This window comes from Actinomadura sp. NPDC048021 (assembly GCF_040653135.1).
In the GTDB taxonomy this organism is placed as follows: domain Bacteria; phylum Actinomycetota; class Actinomycetes; order Streptosporangiales; family Streptosporangiaceae; genus Spirillospora; species Spirillospora verrucosospora.
On record NZ_JBEZJQ010000012.1, the window covers coordinates 176,130 to 197,423 of the forward strand.

At 69.8% G+C, this 21,294-nt stretch carries 23 protein-coding genes and 1 tRNA gene; 13 read left to right on the forward strand and 11 right to left on the reverse strand.

Annotation, left to right across the window (positions count from 1 at the left end; genetic code table 11):
- Positions 1 to 3: 3 nt before the first annotated feature.
- Positions 4 to 777 carry an SDR family oxidoreductase gene (locus tag AB0C87_RS21560; RefSeq protein ID WP_345172731.1) on the reverse strand — a complete coding sequence of 258 codons (774 nt, stop codon included), beginning with the start codon at positions 775 to 777 and terminating at the stop codon, positions 4 to 6.
- A 179-nt stretch (positions 778 to 956) separates the two neighbouring features.
- Here AB0C87_RS21560 and AB0C87_RS21565 point away from each other — a divergent pair, with 179 nt between their 5' ends.
- Both AB0C87_RS21565 and AB0C87_RS21570 read left to right on the forward strand, forming a co-directional pair.
- On the forward strand, positions 957 to 1,805 hold the full coding sequence (locus tag AB0C87_RS21565) for an SDR family oxidoreductase (protein ID WP_360579165.1): 849 nt from the start codon (positions 957 to 959) through the stop codon (positions 1,803 to 1,805).
- A 10-nt stretch (positions 1,806 to 1,815) separates the two neighbouring features.
- On the forward strand, positions 1,816 to 2,838 hold the full coding sequence (locus AB0C87_RS21570) for a DNA topoisomerase IB (RefSeq protein WP_360579167.1): 1,023 nt from the start codon (positions 1,816 to 1,818) through the stop codon (positions 2,836 to 2,838).
- Positions 2,839 to 2,866: 28 nt separating this feature from the next.
- Here AB0C87_RS21570 and AB0C87_RS21575 read toward each other — a convergent pair whose 3' ends face one another.
- Positions 2,867 to 4,270, reverse strand: a complete 1,404-nt coding sequence (locus tag AB0C87_RS21575) for a family 1 glycosylhydrolase (protein ID WP_360579169.1) — start codon at positions 4,268 to 4,270, stop codon at positions 2,867 to 2,869.
- 626 nt (positions 4,271 to 4,896) lie between these two features.
- Here AB0C87_RS21575 and AB0C87_RS21580 point away from each other — a divergent pair.
- On the forward strand, positions 4,897 to 5,427 hold the full coding sequence (locus AB0C87_RS21580; protein ID WP_345172723.1) for a C40 family peptidase: 531 nt from the start codon (positions 4,897 to 4,899) through the stop codon (positions 5,425 to 5,427).
- A gap of 55 nt (positions 5,428 to 5,482) precedes the next feature.
- Here the strand turns inward: AB0C87_RS21580 and AB0C87_RS21585 are convergent, their stop codons facing one another.
- Together AB0C87_RS21585 and AB0C87_RS21590 are read right to left on the reverse strand one after the other, a co-directional pair.
- Positions 5,483 to 6,169, reverse strand: a complete 687-nt coding sequence (locus tag AB0C87_RS21585; RefSeq protein ID WP_360579172.1) for a dienelactone hydrolase family protein — start codon at positions 6,167 to 6,169, stop codon at positions 5,483 to 5,485.
- A 1-nt stretch (position 6,170) separates the two neighbouring features.
- Entirely contained in the window at positions 6,171 to 6,563 is a 393-nt protein-coding gene (locus AB0C87_RS21590; protein ID WP_353831833.1) for a hotdog domain-containing protein, read from the reverse strand.
- Positions 6,564 to 6,569: 6 nt separating this feature from the next.
- Here AB0C87_RS21590 and AB0C87_RS21595 point away from each other — a divergent pair, with 6 nt between their 5' ends.
- From AB0C87_RS21595 to AB0C87_RS21610, 4 genes are all read left to right on the forward strand, one after another.
- Positions 6,570 to 7,874, forward strand: coding sequence for a cytochrome P450 (locus tag AB0C87_RS21595; protein ID WP_360579174.1), 1,305 nt, complete (start codon positions 6,570 to 6,572; stop codon positions 7,872 to 7,874).
- Positions 7,875 to 7,918: 44 nt separating this feature from the next.
- A tRNA-Lys gene (locus AB0C87_RS21600) sits at positions 7,919 to 7,991 on the forward strand.
- A 367-nt stretch (positions 7,992 to 8,358) separates the two neighbouring features.
- Positions 8,359 to 8,625, forward strand: coding sequence for a hypothetical protein (locus tag AB0C87_RS21605; protein ID WP_353831835.1), 267 nt, complete (start codon positions 8,359 to 8,361; stop codon positions 8,623 to 8,625).
- Between the two features lie 185 nt (positions 8,626 to 8,810).
- Positions 8,811 to 9,014: a hypothetical protein gene (locus AB0C87_RS21610; RefSeq protein WP_353831836.1), complete on the forward strand. Its 204-nt coding sequence runs from the start codon at positions 8,811 to 8,813 to the stop codon at positions 9,012 to 9,014.
- 196 nt (positions 9,015 to 9,210) lie between these two features.
- Here AB0C87_RS21610 and AB0C87_RS21615 read toward each other — a convergent pair whose 3' ends face one another.
- Both AB0C87_RS21615 and AB0C87_RS21620 read right to left on the reverse strand, forming a co-directional pair.
- The gene (locus AB0C87_RS21615; RefSeq protein WP_360579176.1) at positions 9,211 to 9,369 is read right to left on the reverse strand and encodes a hypothetical protein; all 159 of its coding nucleotides are present in this window, start codon (positions 9,367 to 9,369) and stop codon (positions 9,211 to 9,213) included.
- Positions 9,370 to 9,401: 32 nt separating this feature from the next.
- A complete protein-coding gene (locus AB0C87_RS21620) occupies positions 9,402 to 9,758 on the reverse strand; it encodes a PRC-barrel domain-containing protein (protein ID WP_360579178.1) in 357 nt (118 codons plus the stop codon).
- 774 nt (positions 9,759 to 10,532) lie between these two features.
- Between AB0C87_RS21620 and AB0C87_RS21625 the strand changes: the two genes are divergently transcribed.
- From AB0C87_RS21625 to AB0C87_RS21635, 3 genes are all read left to right on the forward strand, one after another.
- Positions 10,533 to 10,865, forward strand: coding sequence for a hypothetical protein (locus tag AB0C87_RS21625; RefSeq protein ID WP_360579179.1), 333 nt, complete (start codon positions 10,533 to 10,535; stop codon positions 10,863 to 10,865).
- A gap of 67 nt (positions 10,866 to 10,932) precedes the next feature.
- Complete coding sequence (locus tag AB0C87_RS21630) at positions 10,933 to 11,511, forward strand: DUF5994 family protein (RefSeq protein WP_360579181.1); 579 nt, start codon at positions 10,933 to 10,935, stop codon at positions 11,509 to 11,511.
- Between the two features lie 78 nt (positions 11,512 to 11,589).
- Complete coding sequence (locus AB0C87_RS21635) at positions 11,590 to 11,985, forward strand: STAS domain-containing protein (RefSeq protein WP_360579183.1); 396 nt, start codon at positions 11,590 to 11,592, stop codon at positions 11,983 to 11,985.
- Between the two features lie 607 nt (positions 11,986 to 12,592).
- Here AB0C87_RS21635 and AB0C87_RS21640 read toward each other — a convergent pair.
- From AB0C87_RS21640 to AB0C87_RS21660, 5 genes are all read right to left on the reverse strand, one after another.
- Complete coding sequence (locus AB0C87_RS21640; RefSeq protein ID WP_179848283.1) at positions 12,593 to 12,874, reverse strand: hypothetical protein; 282 nt, start codon at positions 12,872 to 12,874, stop codon at positions 12,593 to 12,595.
- 294 nt (positions 12,875 to 13,168) lie between these two features.
- Positions 13,169 to 14,638, reverse strand: a complete 1,470-nt coding sequence (locus tag AB0C87_RS21645) for a High-affinity nickel-transporter (protein ID WP_360579185.1) — start codon at positions 14,636 to 14,638, stop codon at positions 13,169 to 13,171.
- Between the two features lie 158 nt (positions 14,639 to 14,796).
- On the reverse strand, positions 14,797 to 16,098 hold the full coding sequence (locus AB0C87_RS21650) for a tetratricopeptide repeat protein (RefSeq protein WP_360579187.1): 1,302 nt from the start codon (positions 16,096 to 16,098) through the stop codon (positions 14,797 to 14,799).
- 55 nt (positions 16,099 to 16,153) lie between these two features.
- A complete protein-coding gene (locus tag AB0C87_RS21655) occupies positions 16,154 to 17,578 on the reverse strand; it encodes a DUF4331 family protein (RefSeq protein ID WP_353831843.1) in 1,425 nt (474 codons plus the stop codon).
- 244 nt (positions 17,579 to 17,822) lie between these two features.
- On the reverse strand, positions 17,823 to 18,014 hold the full coding sequence (locus tag AB0C87_RS21660; RefSeq protein WP_353831855.1) for a transposase: 192 nt from the start codon (positions 18,012 to 18,014) through the stop codon (positions 17,823 to 17,825).
- Between the two features lie 573 nt (positions 18,015 to 18,587).
- Between AB0C87_RS21660 and AB0C87_RS21665 the strand changes: the two genes are divergently transcribed.
- From AB0C87_RS21665 to AB0C87_RS21675, 3 genes are all read left to right on the forward strand, one after another.
- The gene (locus tag AB0C87_RS21665) at positions 18,588 to 18,875 is read left to right on the forward strand and encodes a hypothetical protein (RefSeq protein WP_179842312.1); all 288 of its coding nucleotides are present in this window, start codon (positions 18,588 to 18,590) and stop codon (positions 18,873 to 18,875) included.
- A gap of 232 nt (positions 18,876 to 19,107) precedes the next feature.
- Positions 19,108 to 19,350, forward strand: coding sequence for a helix-turn-helix domain-containing protein (locus tag AB0C87_RS21670; protein WP_360579258.1), 243 nt, complete (start codon positions 19,108 to 19,110; stop codon positions 19,348 to 19,350).
- Positions 19,347 to 19,730, forward strand: coding sequence for a hypothetical protein (locus tag AB0C87_RS21675; protein ID WP_179842314.1), 384 nt, complete (start codon positions 19,347 to 19,349; stop codon positions 19,728 to 19,730). Before AB0C87_RS21670 ends, AB0C87_RS21675 begins: the two co-directional genes overlap by 4 nt.
- Positions 19,731 to 21,294: the final 1,564 nt, after the last annotated feature.

Genomic DNA, 21,294 nt, shown 5'->3' on the forward strand with positions numbered 1-21,294 from the left:
GCCTCACTTCGGCTGGAAGCGGATACCGCCGTCGAAGCGGATCGTCTCGCCGTTCATGTAGTCGTTCTCGATCAGGGACTTGACCAGGTGGGCGAACTCCGACGCCTTGCCCATCCGCTTCGGGAACGGGACGGGGGCGGCGAGCTTGGCCTTGAACGCCTCCGCCGCCTCGCCCTCGCCGTAGATCGGGGTGTCGATGATGCCGGGGCAGATCGTGTTGACGCGGACGCCGATCGCGGCGAGGTCGCGGGCGGCGGGGAGCGTCATGCCGATGATGCCGCCCTTGGACGCGGAGTACGCGAGCTGCCCGGTCTGCCCCTCGATGCCGGCGATGGAGGCGGTGTTGATCACCACGCCGCGCAGGCCGTCCTCGTCGGCGGGGTCGGTCTTGGAGATCGCCGCGGCGCCGATCCGCATCAGGTTGAAGGTGCCGATCAGGTTGATCCGGATGACGGTCTCGTAGGAGGCCAGGTCGTGCGGGGTGCCGTCGCGGTTCACGGTCCGCGACGCCCAGCCGATGCCGGCGCTGTTGACGATGACGCGCAGCGGGGCGCCGGAGTCGACGGCGGCCTGCACCGCGGCCTGCACCTGCTCCTCGTTCGACACGTCCGTCTTGACGAACACGCCGCCGATCTCGTCGGCGAGGGCCTTGCCCTTGTCCTCGTTCAGGTCGGCGATGACCACCTTGGCGCCTTCGGCGGCCAGCGCGCGGACGGTGGCCTCACCGAGGCCGCTCGCGCCACCGGATACGACGGCGGAAACTCCGTTCAGGTCCATAAGCGACACCTTACGTGAGGGACCGAATGTGGTTCGGGGTGATGCTATCCAGACGTCGTCGCGCGCTCTGCTCACACCCCTGCGGATCAGGGAGGCGCGACCTCGCCCGGGAAGGCGAAGTTACTCTGGAGTCACAATAGAGAACGTTTGCCGCCCCCTGGCAAGGGCACCCGGACCCCATGAGCGAGCGTCCTGCACAGAGCCAGTCCTACCCCGGGCGCACCGAGGACATGACGCCCGAACCACGCGACGAGATGCGCGGCTACACCGGCAGCGGCCTGCTGGACGGACGGCGCGCACTGATCACCGGCGGCGACTCCGGCATCGGCCGGGCGACGGCCGTCGCGTTCGCCAAGGAGGGCGCGGACGTCGCGATCACCTACCTGGAGGAGGACGAGGACGCCCGGCACACCGCGGGCCTCGTCGAGGCCGCCGGCCGCCGGTGCGTGACGTTCGGCGGCGACCTGGCCGAGGAGCGGCACTGCCGCGAGGTGGTCCGGCACACCGTCCGCGACCTCGGCGGGCTCGACCTGCTCGTCCTGCACCACGGCACCCAGACGCCGGTGAAGGACGTGCGCGAGATCGACGACGCCCAGCTCCGGCGGACGTTCGAGGTGAACGTGTTCTCGCTGTTCTGGACCGTCCAGGAGGCCCTCGACCACCTGGGGCCCGGATCGTCGGTGATCATCACCGGGTCCATCAACGGGCTGCGCGGCAACAAGACGCTCATCGACTACTCGGCCAGCAAGGCGGCGGCGATGGCGCTGACCACGTGCCTCGCCCAGAACCTCATGGACCGCGAGATCCGGGTCAACTGCGTCGCGCCCGGCCCGGTCTGGACGCCGCTCATCCCCGCCACGTTCGACGCGGAGAAGGTCGAGGACTTCGGGAAGCAGGCCCCGATGGGGCGCGCCGCCGACCCCGACGAGATCGCGCCGTCCTACGTCTTCTTCGCCTCCGACCGCCAGTCGTCCTACTACACCGGGCAGACCCTGGTCCCCGCCGGCGGTGAGATCCACCCGGGCTGATGGAGTGCCGATGACGGAGCTGCGACGCAGCGACCTGAGCGAGCCCGGCTACGGACGCCGGAAGTGCGGGAAGGGATTCGTGTACCTCGGCCTCGACGGCCGGACCCTGGCCGACGCCGCCGAGAAGGCACGGATCAAGGCCCTCGTCATCCCTCCCGCGTGGAAGGACGTCTGGATCTGCCCCGACTCCGACGGCCACATCCAGGCCGTCGGGACGGACGTCGCCGGGCGCCGCCAGTACCTCTACCACGACGCCTGGCGCGAGCAGCGCGACCGGGAGAAGCACGACCACGTCCTGGAACTGGCCGAGCGGCTGCCCAAGGTCCGCCACACGCTCACCGAGCACCTGGCCGGACGCGGCTACACGCGCGAGCGGGTGCTCGCGGCGGCCGTCCGCCTCATCGACCTCGGGTTCTTCCGGATCGGCGGGGAGGCGTACGCGGCCGAGAACGGCACCTTCGGGCTCGCGACCGTCCTGCGCGAGCACGTCACCTGCGGGCGCGACCGGGTGACGTTCGACTACCCCGCCAAGGGCTCGAAGGACCGGTACCAGGCGGTCGCGGAGGAGAACGTGCGCAAGGTGGTGAGCGGCCTCAAGCGGCGCGGCGACGACTCGCCCGAGCTGCTCGCCTACCGGACGCCCGGCGGCTGGCACGACGTCACCACGTCCGACATCAACGAGTTCATCCACGAGGTCACCCAGGGCGACTTCACCGCCAAGGACTTCCGGACGTGGCACGCCACCGTCCTCGCGGCCGTCGGGCTCGCGGTGTCGGTGCGCGCCGGTGACAGCGAGGCCTCCCGCAACCGCGCCGTCGTCCGCGTCGTCAAGGAGGTCGCCTCCTACCTCGGCAACACCCCGGCCGTGGCGCGGGCGTCCTACATCGACCCGCGCGTCATCGACCTGTACGAGGAGGGCGCGACGATCGCGCCCGCCCTCGGACGGCTCGGCGTGGACGTCGCCGAGGGCGAGCTGGCGACGCAGGGGCCGGCGGAGCAGGCCGTCCTCGACCTGCTCCGCGGGGCCTCCTGAGGCCCTCCGGAGGCGGAGACGCCCGTCCTCACTCCGCGCGGCGGTAGGCGGCGGGCGGGGTGGGCGTCGTGCCGAGGCAGGTGGCGACGGGGTCCTCGATCGAGCACCAGCCGGGCTTGCGCACCGGCACGTAACCGGCGGGAACGCCCCGGTTCGCGATGATCGACCGGTAGGTCGGGACGGCGTCGGTCGGACGGCGCGCCAGGGACGGATCGGTCAGCGCGTCCACCGTGTAGAGGCCGAACCGCGGCCGGTAACTGCCCCACTCGTAGTTGTCGGTGAGGCTCCAGTAGTTGTAGCCCATCATCTTCACGCCGTCGGCCATCGCACGCTGGATCCAGTAGACGTGGTCGCGCAGATGGTCCGAGCGTGTGTAGCCGTCCTGGCGCGGCTTGCCGTCGTCCGTGGACATGCCGTTCTCGACGATGTAGATGGGCAGGTTCGGCAGCCGGCGCTGGTAGTTCCTGAGGACGTAGTACAGCCCCTCGGGCTCGGGGTCGATCTTCCAGAACTCGCCCATGAGCGCGTAGGCCGCGGTCCCATTCTGCAGGTTGGCGCCGTAGTAGTAGTCGATGCCGATGAAGTCGAGCTTGTCGGTGACCTCGTTGAACAGGGCCGCGTCGAAGATGCCGTTGACAGGCGACCCGTAGGCGACGTTGCTGGACACCGGGGCGCCCGGGTCCACCGCGTGGATCATGTCGTAGGCGGCGCGGTGCGTCCTGACCAGGGCGTCGCGCATCCTCATCATCTGGCCGAGGTCCATCGGACGGGCCGTCAACTCCTTGTAGACGTAGGCGCTGGCCTCGTTGAAGGTGATCCAGACGACGCCCTGGCGCTTGTACCTGTCCACGACGAAGCGGGCGTTGCGCAGCCAGTCGTCCCGCGTCCGAGGGTTGTCCCAGCCGCCCTGGTCGGCGACCCAGCCCGGGTAGACCCAGTGGTCGAGCGTCAGCATCGGGCGCATCCCGGCCGCTTTGATCCGGCGGACGAGGTCGTCGTAGTAGGCGATCGCCTTGGGGTCGCGGAAACCGCGGCGCGGCTCGACGCGGGACCACTCGACGGACGTCCGGAACACGTTCGCGCCGAGCCCGCGGGCGAGTTTCAGGTCGCTCGGGTAGCGGTGCCGGAAGTCGACGGAATTCCCGTAGGGGTCGGTGACGCCGCCGGCCTTGCGGTCGGCGTACCTCGTCCAGTTGCTGTCGGGGAAGGAGCCTTCGCTCTGGAAGCCGGACGTGGCGACGCCCCAGAGGAATCCCGGCGGGAACTTGGCGGTGGCGGGCCTGCCCGCGGCGGGCTCGGCGGCCGGGGCGGCCGCGGCGGGGGACGCGGCGGTCAGCGCGAGGGCGGCCGCCAGGCCGAGGGCCGGCAGGAGGTGGACGGGGCGTGCTCTGCGGGGCCTGCCGAACACGGGACTCCCTCCGGAGGCGGACATGAATCTCCTTCGCACTACAGGGGTCGCGCGCGCCCCCGTCAATGGCCGGACACGGCCGGATCCGGCAACCGCCGGACCCGCCCCCGGCTGTGCCGCGCATCACAGACCGATAAATTGATCATGCTTTTCCGGCGCTTGTGACTCACTTCACAATCAGTGAAAGGGGTTGCTGATCAGTGCTGGCAGAACGCTGGACCGGTGTCTCAAACGGACCGCCGCCACCGTGGAGAAATGGCGGGTGATTTGCCAGCCCGGCCGCGCGCTGGCTAGCTTCCTGCCCGGTTCATGCGGCGCCCGAGCCGCCCGGACAACAGAACACGCACCCCGACGCGCGGCGGCGGCGCGGACGGTCTCCCACGGGAGGCCGGCGCGGACCCCCAGGTCGTCCCCTCCAGGGACCTCGCCCGGAAGCCGTCGTCGGACGCCGAATCCGTGCAGACGAGAGGCACGGAACCGGAAGCGGCCGCCATTTCTCTGCGTCCCCCCTCAATGACGCTGCGAAATCGGCCGCTGCATCTCGAACCCTCCAATTAATCCGGAGGGTGACGGCTGCCCGGTAGGCATCAACCGCGAGGTCTGGAGACATTCTGCATACCCCTCGAAACCCCCTCAAGGCCGGATTCACCGTGGGCGGGCTCGTGCTCACCACGACCACCGCGCTCGGCGCGTCCGTCCTGGCGGCAGGGCCCGTGCACGCCGCGGCCCCGCAGCGGGCGCCCCTCGCCGCGGCCCCGGCCGCGACGGTCACCACCACGGCCCTCACCGCCAAGCAGGCCCGGATCGCCAAGCAGAGGAAGCGCGCCGACTACGCCGTGAGGTACGCGGCCAAGCAGATCGGCGACCCCTACCGCTACGGCGGCACGGGCCCCGGCTCCTGGGACTGCTCCGGGCTCGCCGGAGGATCCTGGCGCAAGGCCGGGGTGAAGCTCCCCCGGACCACCCAGCAGATCTACAAGGCGGTCCACAAGAAGGTCTCCTGGAAGGGCGCCGTCAAGGGCGACCTGCTGTTCTTCTACGGCGGCCGGAGCCACATGGGCATCTACGTCGGCCACGGCTACATGATCCACGCGCCGAGCTCCGGCAAGCGGGTCAAGAAGATCAAGCTGAACGGCTACTACAAGCGCAACTTCCACGGCGCCGTCCGGCCCGGGATCTGACCCGGACCGCACGCCAGGCCCCGCGCCGCCCGCCCGGCGCGGGGCCTTCGCGGCACTAGGCCGGCAGGGTCCGCCGCAAGAACTCCTCGGTGAGCCGCCAAGCGCGCGCGGCGGGCTCCGGCTGGTAGAACATCGGAGCCTTGCGGTTGTGGAACGCGTGCCCGCCGTCCTCCTGGACGTGGATCTCCATGTGGTCCCTCTGCTCGACCGCACGTTCCACCTTGGCGACGTCCTCCCGGGGGATGTACGGGTCGGCACCGCCGAAGTGGAACTGCGCAGGCGCCTGGACGGCGTCGAGCTTGTCAAGCATTCCCGGCACACCGGACCCGTAGTACGAGACGAGCGAATCGACCTGCGCGTTCGCAGCCACCAGGTACGCCAGCGTCCCGCCGAAGCAGAACCCCAGGACGCCCACCCGGCCCACCTCTGGCAGCCCCTTGAGGACCCCCAGCGCCGCCACAGCGTCCTCTACACCCCTCTCCCAGTCGAACTGGGAGACCATCGACATCCCCTTGGGCAGGGCCGCCTCGTTGTGCGCGGTCGTCCAGTTCGGCTCGATCCGCCAGAACATGTCGGGCGCCGCCACGACGAACCCCAGCGCGACCAGGTCCTCGGCGACCGCCTCCATGTAGTCGCCGACACCGAAGATCTCCTGGAGGAGCAGGATCCCGGGGCCGTGCGTTCCCCACACCCGCAGGTCGAACTCGCCGTCCGCGACGACGACCTTCTCTGTACACGTCATGTCAGCCGATGATGGCGTAGACCGCGCTGGCATGCGCGACCGTCCGCCCGTCCGCGGTCATGTCGATCTCCGCGAACGCCAGCGTCCGGCCCAGCTTGGACAGCTCCGCGCGCACCAGCACGTCCCGTCCCGTCACGGGCCGCTGGAACGTCGTGCTGAGCTGCACCGTCGTCATCGGCACGAAGGCCCCCCTGGCCCCCGACACCGCCAGCACCACCGCCGTGTCGGCCGCCGCCATCAGCGCCTGCCCCGACAGCGCGCCGCCCTCCCTGGCGAGACGGTCGGACCAGGGCAGCCGCAGCACCGCCGTCCCGTCCCCGACCTCCTCGGGCACCAGGCCCAGGTCGAGCACCCACGGCGCGAAGTTGTCACGGAGGATCTCTTCAGGCTTCACCCCGTCATGATGCACGCTGAGGGCATGCACGAGGAGATCTTCCTGCCCGCCACCTATGCCGCCGGCGTCCCCTACGCGACGTTCGCCCGGCTCCGCGCCGCGTCGCCGGTCGCCCGGGTCGGCGAACCGGCCGTCGGCCCCTGGCCCGCGGGCCCCGGCTTCTGGGCGGTCTTCCGGCACGCCGACGTCAAGCACGTCCTGCGCTCCCCGGACCTGTTCTCATCCCACCTCGGCGCCACCCAGATCCGCGACCCCGACACGCCCGAGGACCTCGCCTTCGTCCGCGCGATGATGCTGAACCAGGACCCGCCGGACCACTCCCGCCTGCGCCGCATCGTCGCCGCCGCGTTCACCCCCCGCGCCGTCCGCGCCCTGGAGGACACCATCAACGAGCGGGCGCGCGCCCTCGTGGCCTCCGCCCTCGGCGAGGACACCGACTTCGTCGAGCTCGCCGCGGACCTCCCCGTCTGGACGCTGGCCCACATCATGGGCGTCCCCGACTCCGACCGCCGCCTCCTCTACGACTGGGCGTCCCGCGTCATCGGCTACCAGGACCCCGACTACGCCGGCCTCTCCACCGCCGACGCCGCCGCGATGACCCCCATGGCCCGCGAGGCGATGAGGCACCGCCCGTCCGAGACCGTCCGCCCCGACGGCCGCCCCATCAACCCGCGCTCCTCCACGGCCCTCGCCGACATGTTCGCCTACGCGCACGCCCTCGCCGCCGAGAAGCGCTCCCACCCGTCCGGCGACATCATGTCCCGCATGCTCGAAGGCGGTCTCACCCCCTCCGAGTTCGAGAACATGTTCTTCCTCTTCGCCGTCGCCGGGAACGAGACCCTCCGCAACGGCATCCCGGGCGGCCTGCTCACCCTCCTCGACCACCCCGCCGAACTCGCCCGCCTCCGCGCCGACCCGTCCCTGCTGCCGTCCGCGGTCGAGGAGATGCTCCGCTACTGGCCACCGGTCATGGACTTCCGCCGCACCGCCACGACCCCGCTCGACCTCGGCGGCCAGAAGATCGAGCCCGGCGACAAGGTCGTCGTCTACCACGCCTCCGCCAACCGCGACGAGACCGTCTTCTCCTCCCCCGACCGCTTCGACATCACCCGCACCCCCAACGACCACGTCAGCTTCGGCTTCGGCCCCCACTTCTGCCTGGGCGCCCACCTGGCCCGCACCCAGATGCGCGCCGTCTTCCGCGAACTCCTCCCCCACGACGTCACCCTCACCGGCACGCCCGTCCGCCTGGCCTCCAACTTCCAGAACGGCCTCAAGCACCTCCCCGTCCACCTGACCCCCGCCCCCTAACCCCGTCGCGAACCCCCCGTCGATCTCGGTACGCTTGCCAGGACGGGTCGCTAGCTCAATTGGCAGAGCTCCGGACTTTTAATCCGTAGGTTGTGGGTTCGAGTCCCACGCGACCCACCCAGTCCGACCAGGGCAAACGCGAAAATGTCCCGGTTTGCCAACTGCCCGATTCCCCCCACTCCGTCCCCCTGACGGCTTGAGGACGGCTCGGCGGCTCGATCCGGGCCATGCGTCCACCTTGGTCAAGCCTCGAACCCGGGCGCTCTTCGCCCGCCCAAGCCGGTCATACCACCCACTGAACCGACCGCAGGACCACCAGAGCAGTCAGCAGCACCCTCCCGCAGAGTGAATCCGGAGGCTCGCATCCCGCTGGCGGCATCATCGATGCGCTTCCCATCTGGTGGCCGTGGGGGGCGGCGCAGTCAAGAGCAAAAGGCGGACGAAGGCCTGCCTCTGCCCCTCAATACTCATACGCGCGTGGCCCTTGCACGTACTTCTCGACGACAACCTGCGCGAGTTCGCGGCCCGCTACCTTCTAGCTGGCGGTATCGCCGAGGACACCGACGAGTTGGAGGCGGCGATCACGGCGTTCGCGGCGCTCTGGCTCTCGATACGCGGTATGGACCTGCTGTCCCACGGCAACGGGGCGATCCGTCGTTGGGGGTCGGTGATCCGCGCGCAGACGCTCGTGCGCGCCCTCAGCAACCGCCACGGCGTCGCCTATTGCGAGACGAGTCTCCTCCAGTCCTAAGCGCAGGCGCTGCGCCATCTCCATGCGGTCGGCGGGCCGTTGCGTCCCGAGCTGGAGTAACCAACGCGCAGCTCATGCTGGTGTCCCTCATGAGCCCGCCGCCAGGGTGCGCAGTCTGGTGTTGCCGGCGGTCGGCGGCGGGGCGGTCCCGGCGACCACGCTGCTGTCGGCGGTGGCCGCGTCCGGTGGCGTCTGTCGCGCAGGTCCGGATGGGGGCGATCGTTTCGGCGCTGGTCTGGCAGGCCCTGCAATGGGCCGGCGCGTTCCTGCTCCCCCACATGCTCAAGGGCGCGACCGCCACCTACGGCATGTTCGGTCTCGTGCTCGGGCTGCTGACGTGGATCTACCTGGGCGCGGTCACCTTCGTGGCGGCGCGGAGATCAACGTGATGCGCGAGCGGCGGCTGTGGCCCCGCAGCCGGCTGACGCCCTTCCCCGACGATGTCGAGCTGACCGCCGGAGACCGGCGCGCCTACGCCTCCTGTGCCGAGACCGAACGCCACAAGGGGTTCGAGAACGTCGACGTCGACTTCGACCCGCCCGCGGACGATGCGGACCGACGTCGGGGCCGTTTCCGTGCAGGTGGTCAGCGAAGCGGCCGTTCGCGCCTGGTCGAGCGCACGCCGAGGAACGCCAGATCGGCGACGAGAACGATGACGCCGATGATCAGCAGGTAGAACAGGCCGTGGACGAGGATGCCCAGCACCAGCGCGGCGATCAACACCACGAGGACGAAGACCATCATGTGCCTTCACTCCTTCGGTCGGGTCCGAGTGTTCAGCGGCGGGCGAGCTGGCGCTCGCCGCCTGCGCCGGGTTCGTAGTGCAGGCCGTAGTGCCGGAAGACCGCTTCCTCGTCCTGGGCGGGCAGAACGTCGTCCATGCCGATCGCGGGACTGTGCTTGACCTGCGACCTGTCGTGGGCGATCCGCACGTAGCCGGGGCCGGCGGTCGCACCTTCCAGGGGGACGAAGGCCAGGCGGTGCCGGGTGGGCAGACCGATCCGCACGGTGGCCATGGCGGGTTCGTCGGTGCTGGTGTCGACGTAGACCGACTCCAGTGTGCCGATCTTGTGGCCGCCGGAGTCGCGGACGGCGCGGGTGCGCCATTCCCTGATGCCGGCCATCTGGATCATTGGGACTCCTTCATTTCCGGTTGAATCAGTTTCCCCAGTCTTCGTCGTCCACTTCGTCCCAGGTCGGCTGATCCGTGGGCGGTGTGCCCGGACGGTGGGGGGATCTGCCGGAAGCGCCGGCGCGGGGCGGCGGTGCCGGGGACGGTGCGGCGGCCGGTTCGTCCAGGCGGGGTTTGAGTTGCCGGTAGCGCTCCTCTGTCTCCTCGACGCCGAGGCCGAGGACGGCGGCGATCTGTTCGAAGCTCAGGCCCGCGGCTTGGGCGGTGCTGAGCAGGCGCGCCTCGGTCTGGTCCAGATCGTTCGTGGTCGGCCCAGTCCGGCGCGCCGGGAGGGGGGCTGCATTTCGAGGTTCGGATCGGGGAGACCCGGTCTCGGACGGTCATGGGGCTCACTTCCTGTTCAGCAACCCGGCCAAAGGTCTCGCCTCACCACGGGTCGGCCGTGGTGCAGGGCCTGCCGGCCCGGGGAGGAGCGGACGGTCCTGGACCAGCCGGGCGCAGCCCCCAGCGGTGACCGGCTGCTTCGCATTCAAGTCGGACGGCCTGATGGCGGGAAACAGGCAAAGCGCGCACACGGCATCACTCGCACCGATGACCGCCCGCCCGGAGCTCGAATGAATCCTGATCCCGTGTCCCTGCACACCTTTCAAAGAAATCTTTTTAGATAATTGCAAATATTCATGAATCGTCGGGTAGGATCAAATTATCCGGCAACGATGACGTCCTCATTCTGAGGTTGTTCCGTCACACCGGCTCGCCCCCGAGAGGGGGAGTCATGCCGAATTCGTACGAGCCTCGCACCAGCGGCCGTCCCGGCGCGGGCTTCCGGCCCGGCCCCGGCTCGCCCGGTCAGCGCAAGACCCGGTCGGCCCCGCAGACGGTGACGGTGACCCGCACCAGCGTGGCGTGGTCCGGTATGTGGGCCGGCGCGGTCATCTCGGCCGTCTTCATGGTGGTCGTGGTAAGTAACACCGGCGACGCGCAAATCTCCTTCGCCGGCATGAGCGGTGTCCTGCCGCTGGCGGTCGTGCTCCTGGCCGCGATGGCCGCCGGACTCGCGGTGACCCTGATTCTGGGCACCGCCCGCCTCGCCCAACGCGGCCGCTGACCCGCAAGCGCCTCCGATGAGGAACCGGCTCGCCGCATCGATCGAAATCCAGAAGAAGGTGCCGGCCATGTGGACCACCACCGAACGCCGCACGACGATCAGCCTGTCACCACCCTCGACTCCACGATTGCGGTTGCGCCCCGCGGCTCCTCCCGGCTCGGTGCGGACCGCGCTGGACGGCGCCTGGTGGCCCCGCTCGGCCGACCCGGTCGCGGAGCTGCCGGGGCTGGTCCTGGCGCTGCAGGACCACGGCCCCATCGACGACCACCGTCCCGTCACCCACGTCCTGCTGCGGGTGGACGACTGGGACAGCCGACCGCGCCGGCTGCGGATCGACGGCCCGGCCGACAGCAGAATGGTGCGGCTGAGCTGGTTCGACTCGCTTCCCGCCGGGCTCCTCACCGCGATCCATGCCGACGGGCGGCGCGTCGACCTGCTCACCGTCCCGGTCTCCACGACCCGCACCGAAGCCGAGGCGGTGATGGAACTGGCGTCCCACCCCGCCAACCATCTGCACACCCCCGGCCTGCTGGCCGCCCTCACCGCGGCACCCGGCCGACCGGACCGGGCCGGCACCCAGAACGCCTCGGAGGACGCTTGGGAATCCGAGGGCGGACGCCTTCGAGGAGACCCGGCGACACGCTGATCCGACCCGTTGCCCGGCCGGCCCGTCGGGCGGCCGCCCGGGCACGGAACCTCCGCCCCTCTCCGAACGGAGATCACCATGACCACCTTCACCACCACCCCGCCCGCCGCCGCAGATCTCGTACGAGGCCCCCACGAGGTGCGGATGCCCGCCCACCGGCGCCCCGGTCACACCATCGTCGCGTTGTCGGGCGCCCTGGACGGTGCCGCCGCAGCAGCGCTGCGCGAACACCTGATCGACGCGTTGCGGCCCAACGGCCGCTTGCTGATACTCGACCTGAGCACGGTGACGTCCGCCGACGCGGCCGGACTGGCCGTGCTGATCGGCATCCGCCGCCGCGCCGCCGGACTCGGCATCACCCTGCGCCTGGCCGCCCCCGGCCCGCAGGTCGCCGCGCTGCTCCGCGCCACCGGGCTCGACCGCGCGCTCATCGTCCTGCCCGCTCGGGCAGTCCGCGCCGGGCTCGCCGCATGACCGCGTGGGCGCCGGGCACAGAGATGTTGGCTCGTTGTCCGCTCGGCGGTTCCGAAACGGGCTGGACCGCCCCCTGCGGCGCCCGGACCGGCTGCTCAGCGGAGTCGTCCCCAACGATGCTGTCGGTCACCTGGCGTCTCCTTGATCATCGGATCCGCCGTTGACTCGACACTCCCCGAATCGGGATGCCATCTCCGCCTGGTCGCTCAACACACCTGATGGCCATGGGAAATGTGAACGCGATCTGGCCGGCTGAACGTCCATCACTCCAGTTGCTGGTACTAACCGGGGGAACCTCTTCGTGAGCGTTGTTGATGGCGCCCCCGGCGTGCGGTGTCCTGTTCGCCTCCACCACATTCTCCGGGAAGTGTGGTGCTGGTTGCCGGGCGGTGGAGGGCGACGAACCAGCGGGCCGCCTCCTCCCATCGCTCGGTGACGGCCGCATCGCATGAGGCGGCCAGCGCGTCGGCGCCATCGGTGGAAACATGAGCCCAGGGAAACCAATCGCCGATCGCCCGGGCTGAACGCAGCCGCATCGGCTCGGTTCGTGAGCTCGTGCCGGGCGGGTCGACTTCGATCAACACCTGGCCGCCTGGCCCCAGCAGTCTCAGGACGCGGCGCAGCAGTGCTGCGGGGTCGCCGCCGATGCCGATGTTTCCGGCGGCAAGCAGGATCGTCCGCCATCGCCCGGCGCCTGGCACGCGGCCGAACACGTCTCGACACAGGGTCGGGGCGCCGGCCGCGATGGCCAGTTCGACCGCGCGCGGTGCCGCGTCGATGCCGAGTACTGGAAGTCCGCGGTGGGCCAGCGCCGCCGTCGGCCGTCGAGGTGTTCGATCTCCACCCGTGCGCTGCCATACAGCGCCTCCTCGAACAGTTCGCCGATCATGCCGGGACGGTCCCCTCGGCGGCTCGGGTGCCAAGAGCGCGGACCCCCGCGGCGTACCGGCCACCGAGAGTCTGCTTGGCGCCGGTTACGGCGAAGGTCTCGGTATCGGTCTGTGGCTCGGTGTCGGGTGCGTTGTCGACACCTGTCAGCTCCTCCGCCGTTGCGGGGCATTCGCGACAGTGCCCACACGGCGGGGCTTCGGCCTGGCTGAGGCACGGGACGAGCACATCGCCCACCACTCGTCATCACCCTCCGCATCGACTCGGACCCTGATGGTGGTCATGGGGTGTCGGCCTACACCGAGCCGTTGAAGCTGCGCAGCATCAGGCCGAGGCCGACCACGATGACCAGCGCGGCGGTTGCGAAGGGAACGAGGCGGCTCAAGCACTTCGCTTTGCGGGTGAGGGAGGTCCGGCCCAGCATGCTTTGCAGGCGGATGAGGGTGAGGCCCGCTGCGGTGAGGGTGGCGGCCATGCCGATTCCGTAGGCCAGGACGAGACCGGCTCCGAAGAACGTCCGGCCAAGGGCGATCGTGCCTAGCAGTACCACCAGCGCGGACGGGCTGGGTACCAGGCCGCCGGAGAGTCCCAACCCGATCAATCCGGCCTTGCCGAAGCGCCCGTGGCCGTGGCCGTGCCCGTGGCCGTGGCCGTGCCCGTGCCCGTGCCCGTGCCCGTGCCCGTGCCCGTGGCCGTGGCCGTGCCCGTGGCCGTGCCCGTGGGCGTGGGCGTGGGGGTGGCGGTTGTGGTGTGTGCGCCAGGCTGAGCGGAGGAGTCCGATGCCGATGGCCGCGACCAGGAGGCCGCTGGCGACGCCGAGGTAGGCGAGCATGGTTTCTCCGGCCAGGGCTGCCGAGGTCGAGAGCAGCAGGCCCAGGATCAGGACGCCGCCGGTGTGGGTGAGGGTGACGGTGGCGCCGAGGATGATGGCGTCGCGGGCCCTGCCCCGGCGTCCGGCGATGTAGGCGGCCATGACCGTCTTGCCGTGGCCGGGGAGCGCGGCGTGTCCGGCGCCGATGATGGCGGCGAGAGCAACGGCGAGCAGGGCGACGCTCAGGGACAGGTGCCGGGCGCCCACCAGGGAGTCGAAGTAGGTGGTGAGGTGTCCGAGCGTTCGGGTGAAGGGCCCGGCGGTGGGCAGCCCGGGTAGTCGTGCGAAGGACGAGCCGGTGCCGGGTCGGACGTCGAGGGTTGCCGATCGGACATCCAGTGGCGAGGTGAGCAGGTCGCTGGGGTAGTGGCGCAGTTGGTCGCTGATGCTGCTCGCGGGGACGGGCGATCGGTCGATCCGCACACCCTTGCCGGTGGCGGTGATCTCGTGCCAGCCGATCCGGTCGTTGCGGAAGGTGTCGCTGAAGTGGATCCGTGTGGCCGCCGTTATGGTGGCGGGCGCCGAAAGCGTGCAGGTCAGGCGACTGGTGGGCAGTCCTGCCGAGCCGGGGACCCGGGCGTAGGAGGTGGCCGTCGGCCGCCAGGCGACCGTCCTGTTTCCCACGGTCAGCGGTTTGGCTAGGGCGACGGCGGCGCATTGCCGCTCGGCGTAGCGGGCCGCCTCAGGTGCGCTGACCGTCCCGTCCCGGTCGGTGTCGACCGCGGCGCGCTCCTGGAGGGTGGGGATTTCCGCGGAGTCGACGATCGCGGTGTCCTCGACGCGGTCGGTCTCCAGCCGCAACCCGTCGTAGTGGTTGACGGTGAAGTTGCCCAGCGGATGGTGGGGCAACGAGGTGCCGGCGTTGGCGGGGAGGGGAGGTCCCCAACAGATCACCGCGATCAGGGCGGAGATCAACGCCAGCGCAGCCGATAGTCCGGCGCGTCCTGGCGCGATTCGTGCTGCGGCCCGTGCGGTCAGGCGGCGCGTCCGGTTGCTCGGCCGAGACGTCGGCTGGGTGTGTCCGTTCAGCGTGGTGGCTGGGCCGGTTGGAGTCATGATGCTCTGCCGATCGCGGGGAATCTCAGGTCGAGGTGCGGGTTGATGCGCCGGGCCGTCGCGCGGTCCCGGCGGGCTGCGTCGTTGTCGCCGAGGGCTGCGTGGATCTCGGCCCGGTGGCGGTAGAACAGTGCGTTGCGCCAGCCAAGGCGGGTCGCCTGCTCTGCGTGTCGCAGTGCTTGCCGGTCGCGGCCGTTGAGGTGCAGCGCCCAGGCGAGGGCGTCGGCCACGACGACGCTCCGGCGGCGCGCCCACTCCGCGCGGGCGTGCCGCAGCGCCCTGGTCGCGTCGCCTGTGTCGGCGGCGTACTCGGACGCGCTCAGATCGTCCACGACGCCGTTGCCGGCCATCAGCCCGCGTTGGGCGACCAGCAGCCGATGCTGTTCGGCGGCCTCGCCGGTGCGCCCGGCCGCGCGGAGCAGCTCGATGTACTCGGCGATGTACTGCGGCTGCGGGACGCGGCCCACCACGTCACGGTAGCCGTTGATCGCTCCCGCGAGGTCTCCGCGCAGGGCATGGGTCTTGGCGATGCCCTGCGCGGCGGGGACGTAGGCGGGGTCGGCGCTGCGGGCCGCCTGGTACTGGCGGGCGGCTTCGTCCAGGTCGCCGGAGTGCAGGGCGAGTTCGCCCAGGTAGTAGCGGCAGTACGCGATGTCCGACGGGGTGTAGGCGTCCTCGGCCGCCTGCCGCAGCACCCGGCGGGCGCCCGCGTCGTCGCCGTGCGTCTCGAGTTCGTAGGACGCGCGAGTGAACGCCGCGACGCCGGGGCCCAGATCGTTCATGCGGGCCACGGCGGCGGTCGCGGCCGGGTAGTCGCCGAGCTGGGTGTAGGCGTCGGTGAGCACGCCGTACACTTCGGGGCTGGCCGGGTCGATCCGCTCGGCCCGCCGGCCCCAGCGGACGGCGTCGGTGAACTCGTGGCGGGCGTTGGCCAGCGCGGCCATGGCGATCATCGCTCGGTGGTTGCCGGCCGCGTTCAGCGCCAGGGATCGGCGTAGCGCGCCTTCGGCTCTGGCGTAGTACGCCGGGTCGACGGTGATCCTGGCCTGCTGCACGTAGGCCGCGCCCAGCGCCGCCCATGTCGCGTAGTCGCCGGGTGTTTCCCGGAGTGTCCGCTGGTAGCGCGCGATGGCGCCCGCCGCCGCGTCCGCCGGCGGCGCGGATGCGGCGGGGCCGGGATCGCGGCGCGCGGGCGCTGGTCCGCGCGCGACTCCCACGACCGCGATCGAGGCGACGGCCAGCGCGGTGGCCGGGAGCAGCAGGAAGGCCGCACGTCTGAGCTTGGGTGTGGACAGCACGTTTCCCTCTCGGATGAGGGGTGCAGGAGGCCGCGGCCTCCTGCACCCCGTCTGCTCAGCCGGCCTGGTTGACCGCGGCGGTGTGCGGCAGCGCCACGTACGGGAACGTTCCGCCGAACGGTGCGTCGTTGCGATTGACGCGGTCGCCGTCGGCCAGGGCCGGGACGAGCCGCCCGGTCTGGGCCGCGCCTTCCAGTGCCTGGAGCTCGATGTCGACGACGTCGTCGGTGAGCCGCCGCCCGTTCGGGAAGCCCTGAAGGTCACCGGCCAGCACGCCGAGCCGGTTCGGGTCGCGGGTGACCGGGACGGCCATGTTCAGCCGCAGCATCTCGGCGGGTGTGAACCGCGCACCGCGGGCGTCCTTGTTGAGCAGTTGGGAGTTGAGGTCGGCCTGGAGCGGCCCGCCGGTCTTCTTGGCCAGGCCGGTCAGGAAGATCTCGAACAGGTCCCGGCGCGGGGTCGGCGGCGCCTTGATCCCGTAGATCTTCTCCACCAGGACGGGGACCTCCGGCTCCAGCACCCGCTTCACCAGCGGCTTGACCGTGTGGTCCTTGTCCGGGGCGAGCCGGTTGAAGGCGTCCTTCAGCCCGGCTGACGAGACGACCTCGTTGACCAGCGGGTTGCCCAGTCGCGAGACCTGGTGGTAGCCGCCGGCGCGGTGGTGGCCGAGCCTCGCCGACGCGCCGCGGCGGTCGGTGGTCGACCAGATCCCGACGACCGGGTTGCGGCCGGGGTCGCCCTTGAGCGCGAGGTCCTTCTTGGGGACCTGGAGCGCGATGGTGTTGACGTTGTAGCCGCGCAGGGTGTCGTTGCCCCGTTCCTTGAGGTTCCCGCCGTAGAGCAGGTCGAAGACCCGCAGGTCGAGGAAGAAGGAGTCGTCGGCCTGCCCGGCGTAGGTCCGGGCACCGCCCGCGAGCTGCCGCGTCGCCTGCCGGCGCAGCGTCCCGTAGTCGGGCATAGACGCCGCACCTGTCCGCGAGGGCGCGGCGAGAGCATCGCGGACCAGCGTGCGGGTGCCCTTACGGGTGATCCGCTGAAGTGTGTAGTGCTGGCGGAACAGCAGATTGGGGTCGTCGAGCGACGTCACTGGTCCGTTGTTGTACAGGAACGTCTTGTTGCCGCGCCGGTCCTCGTTCCGGAACGTCCAGCGGTAGACGATGTCGGGTTTGGCGTCGCCGTCATTGTCGATCTTGATGTTGTAGCGCGCACCGGTGGCGAACGGATAGAAGTTCGGTCCGCCGTTCGGCTCCTGGAACGGAATCCAGTTGGCCACCAGCGACACCGTGTCGGGCCTGTCGGGGCTGGTGAAGGCGTACAGGTCGGTGTTGTCGGCCTGTGGGTCACCCGCGATCAGCGGCGCCTCGCGGTGGCTGGACGCGCTCGATGGCGCCGGCCGCAGCGCGACGGCGGCGACCAGCCCTCCAGCCGCGATCACTCCCGCCCCGGCAGCGGCGGCCACCGGTTTGCTGACTTTTATCACGATAGTTGAATTCCTCTCGATACCACCCTAAAACGGACTTGGATGTCGTCGCCCGGGTGTCTTCATTCGACATTCGGAGAACACCGGCACGGGGATGGGCATGAAAAAGAAAAGGAACGGCGGCCTTCGGCAAACAACGCGGCTCACCGCACAGCCCGAGTGGCGGACTGTGATCCAGGACACACCATCGTCGAGTCGTCCAGCCGGCGCGCGACTCCGGACTGGAGAGCTTCAAGAGTTGGGGTTACCAGAGTGGTAGGTGTGTGCCGGCGAGGAGGCCGTTAAGTAGGGCGGGCCGGCGCTGGACGCGTTTCAGGCGGGTCTTGATGAGCGTCATGAGCTGGTCGATGGCGTGCTTGGCGAGGTTGGCCAGAGACCGTTTCAGGTGTGCCCAGACGCTTTCGACGGGGTTGAGTTCGGGGGCATAGGGCGGCAGTTAGAAGACGGTGAGCCAGTCCCGGGCGGCCAGGTAGCGGCGCATCCGGGCCGAGCGGTGGGTGTTGAGGCCATCCCAAACGACGACGATCGGTCCGCCGAGATGCTGGTGAGCGGCGTCCAGTAAGCGGATGTAGTCGCCTTCGTCGAACCCCTCCGGTGGGTGCCGCGAGCGGTGACGCGCACGACCGGTGTGCGTCCGCGTCGTCCCCCGGTAGTGCCTTTGCCTCGGTCCAGCCGTGCGCGGCCGGACCGGCCTCCAACGCCTCCTCCAGGAGCTTCACCTGATCGCCGGTCACTTTGCATTTCGCGCCACTGGCGCCCTTGGAGGCCAGCGCTGCCGTCCCTCCCGTCTGCCAGGCCCGCCGTCACCGGTTCACCGACATCGGCGCCCCCGCCCATACCGCATCCACCAGAGGTAACCCGCTCACCCCGCAGACCAGTCACTATCAAGACACAGTCGGTAAAACCAACCATTGAAGCTCTCTAGATGATCTATCTGAAAGCTGAACCGGCCAGTGTCAAGGCCGCTCTTGATCAGTCGTGAAGATCGCTGCCGAGGGGTGGCCAGTCGATGCGTGCTCAGCTCGGCTGGTCGCAATCGAACTGGCGACCAGATGCCGTGATTCACGCAAAAACGGAGCTGGGCACGGTGAACGCCTACACTTCCGGTAGCGCGTATGTCGTGGAGGCCTGGGACGGGGACAGACCCCTTCCGGTCTTCAAGGAGACCGAGACGCTCAGTCAGGGCAGTTGGGGCCTGCGCACGGTCGCCGAGTCCGTCACACGGTGGGGTTCGCGCTTCGACTATAAGGGCGGAAAGGCCGTCTTGACCGAGTTGCGGTGTCGTGATCTCTCCTGAAGCGGTCCGACGCCGAGTTGCTGTACCAGCGGGCTGATACGCGTGTTCTCGCCGTGGCGGTCCTCGGAAGTGCTGGCGGGCCGGGAAGTTCGATGGGCGCGTGCGCGTATCAAGCATGCGCGGCTTGTTCTTGCCATGCGTGGGGTGGATCTGCATGGGTCTGCTCCCGCCGTGGTCGCCTTCAATGACAGAGGGGATCGGTGTGGGAGAACGGATGATCGCTGCCCGGGTGATGGTCGACGGGTGCGACTTCGGTCCTGGGCGGACTCTTACTTCCGGTGAGGCTGCGCGCATGTTAAGTGTGCGTCGCAACACAGTGGTGCGCTGGGGCAACAGAGGAAAGCTGGCGAGTGATCGCGCACAGGGCGGTATACACCGTTACGGCCGTGAACAGGTCGAGCACCTGTGGTACGGGCGGGCCGCAGCACGTAAGGCCGGGCCCGCAGTGTCACACGTTGCAGGAGATGTCCGGTGACCGGGCCGGACGTGTCTGGGCCGGACGTGTCTGGGCCGGACACGGTGGAGGTGACGCTCGAGGCGCTTTACCAGCAAGCGAGAACGGCCTGGGAGGTGGTGCAGCGCGATTCTGACGGCCTGTCCCTGGCGGGGACGGGTGATGCGCTGGAGGTGACCGTGGATGTGCTGGACCTGGTGTGGTCGGTCGTCAGGGCGGTGGTGACGCGTACCGAGTCGATCCGGGAGCGCGAGGTGAACGATCGTCGGAGGGCGGAGACTGATGTGGTGGATCTTGCGCTAGTGCATCTGCACTATGGACAAGAGGGGCTGATGGTGGCGCGTCACCTGCTGGGGGCGGGTCGCGGTGAGGTGCTGCGAGTGACACAGGGCAAGGTGTAGGTTTCGGGGAGTCGCGGGGTGAAGGGCCGCGGCTCCCCCTTCGCGTGTCAAAGCCAGCTTCGGAAACCGGCGCACCGGATTGGCAAGCCGCCTACCCCCACCGGAGATCACTGGTCGAACACACTGTCGCCCGGCTTCGCCCACCACGCAGACCGCCGCCTCCGCCGCCGATTCGTCGCTGCGCCGTCCTGGAACCTGCCGCGGCCACGACCACCGGCGCCCCGACTGGTCACACGCTGCGGTCACTGGCTCGACGGACCGCCATCACCACCTGCATCCGGCGTGGCGGGCTGCTATCGAGTCGGTCCCGAGACTGCCGCGGTCCTGCTCATCGCCGCGGGCGTCTCCACAGCGCGGCATCATTCGCCGCCCTGTGCAGAGCCAGCCCGTTCCAGACATCTTCCGGCAAGCCGAACGTCACCGGCTCAATCGATAGCCGCCGTTCTCCATGCGGCCGAGGATTTCACGGTCTGGGCCACAAAACGCTGGCCCTTGCCTGTCGGAGTAGGCAACGCCCAATCGTTGTGGGGGTCGCGATCCCGAGCGCTTCGCGTCCTACACCAGCGCAGTGCCAGAGACCGACAAGTGGACCGGCTGTGCGCCGGACGGCGTGCCCCGCCCGCCGTGCAGGCGCCCTTGGTGCCCCAGCGCTCTCGGATCGCGGGCCTCCACAGTGGAGTAACCGGAGCAAGTACTAGTTCCGCGTGACGGAGCCGGCAATCAGGGCGATCATACGAACCTGGTGGTGCTTGGCGCGCAGCCGCACGGTTCTGGTCCGCGCGGTCACTGCGATGTCCTCCGCACGCAGCCGCGCATACTTCCCTCACCCGAGCCCCGGAGCAGGGCTGCCGTTAGCACCCGCCCGTGTCATACGCCGCACATGTCCTTGGCACTTCCTTCCAGTACAGGCCGACCAAGGGTGCGGCGTAGGGCTACAGGTAGCGACGGCCCGGACAGCACCTTGAAATTGGCGGAAGCAGAGGAGGTACGGCACCTGGAAGAAGTCGGGGCGCCGTCGCGCCAGAAGCGCAACTGCCCTGGTGCCAACTCGGCCCGTCCCGACGGCCACGATCGGCGGCGAGGTATGGCCGTGGGCATCGACGGCCCCGGGATTCACGGCCCTCCGCGCGGGCCTCTCGGTGTGCCGCCGATGCCGGACCAGGAGCCGGATCCACGGCCGACATGAGCCCGGCCACCGATCCGTCCCCTCAAGAAGGCATCCTGCCCTGATCACACCACGGCGCGGGCCATATCTCTGAATCCCGTTCCGCTTTTCCCAGGCAGCAAGATGATCACTGGAACAGTATGGACAGCCGCCTATAAACCATTGAGAAACGCCGCAGCCAGACACGAGGGCGGGCGAACTCACTACGAACGGGACTTTCACACCGGCCGCGTCCGGGCCCTCGCCGCTGACGTAATCGATGCCGACGGAAGTGCCCGTCGGCACAGCGTGGACCAGCATGCGCCTTTCGGCAACCGACGGGTGCGGAACGGGCGTCATGCGGCCTCGACGACGTCCGTTTCGGCGGGCAGGTCCGGTGGCGTGCGCGAGAGCCGCGTC

Coding starts and splice junctions, on each gene's coding strand:
- AB0C87_RS21625 (WP_360579179.1), top strand. CDS start 10,533: ATGCCGAATTCGTACGAGCCTCGCACCAGCGGCCGTCCCGGCGCGGGC.
- AB0C87_RS21670 (WP_360579258.1), top strand. CDS start 19,108: ATGGTCGACGGGTGCGACTTCGGTCCTGGGCGGACTCTTACTTCCGGT.
- AB0C87_RS21640 (WP_179848283.1), bottom strand. CDS start 12,874: ATGATCGGCGAACTGTTCGAGGAGGCGCTGTATGGCAGCGCACGGGTG.
- AB0C87_RS21620 (WP_360579178.1), bottom strand. CDS start 9,758: ATGATCCAGATGGCCGGCATCAGGGAATGGCGCACCCGCGCCGTCCGC.
- AB0C87_RS21565 (WP_360579165.1), top strand. CDS start 957: ATGAGCGAGCGTCCTGCACAGAGCCAGTCCTACCCCGGGCGCACCGAG.
- AB0C87_RS21585 (WP_360579172.1), bottom strand. CDS start 6,169: ATGACGTGTACAGAGAAGGTCGTCGTCGCGGACGGCGAGTTCGACCTG.
- AB0C87_RS21665 (WP_179842312.1), top strand. CDS start 18,588: ATGCGTGCTCAGCTCGGCTGGTCGCAATCGAACTGGCGACCAGATGCC.
- AB0C87_RS21630 (WP_360579181.1), top strand. CDS start 10,933: ATGTGGACCACCACCGAACGCCGCACGACGATCAGCCTGTCACCACCC.
- AB0C87_RS21560 (WP_345172731.1), bottom strand. CDS start 777: ATGGACCTGAACGGAGTTTCCGCCGTCGTATCCGGTGGCGCGAGCGGC.
- AB0C87_RS21635 (WP_360579183.1), top strand. CDS start 11,590: ATGACCACCTTCACCACCACCCCGCCCGCCGCCGCAGATCTCGTACGA.
- AB0C87_RS21570 (WP_360579167.1), top strand. CDS start 1,816: ATGACGGAGCTGCGACGCAGCGACCTGAGCGAGCCCGGCTACGGACGC.
- AB0C87_RS21575 (WP_360579169.1), bottom strand. CDS start 4,270: ATGTCCGCCTCCGGAGGGAGTCCCGTGTTCGGCAGGCCCCGCAGAGCA.
- AB0C87_RS21595 (WP_360579174.1), top strand. CDS start 6,570: ATGATGCACGCTGAGGGCATGCACGAGGAGATCTTCCTGCCCGCCACC.
- AB0C87_RS21615 (WP_360579176.1), bottom strand. CDS start 9,369: ATGATGGTCTTCGTCCTCGTGGTGTTGATCGCCGCGCTGGTGCTGGGC.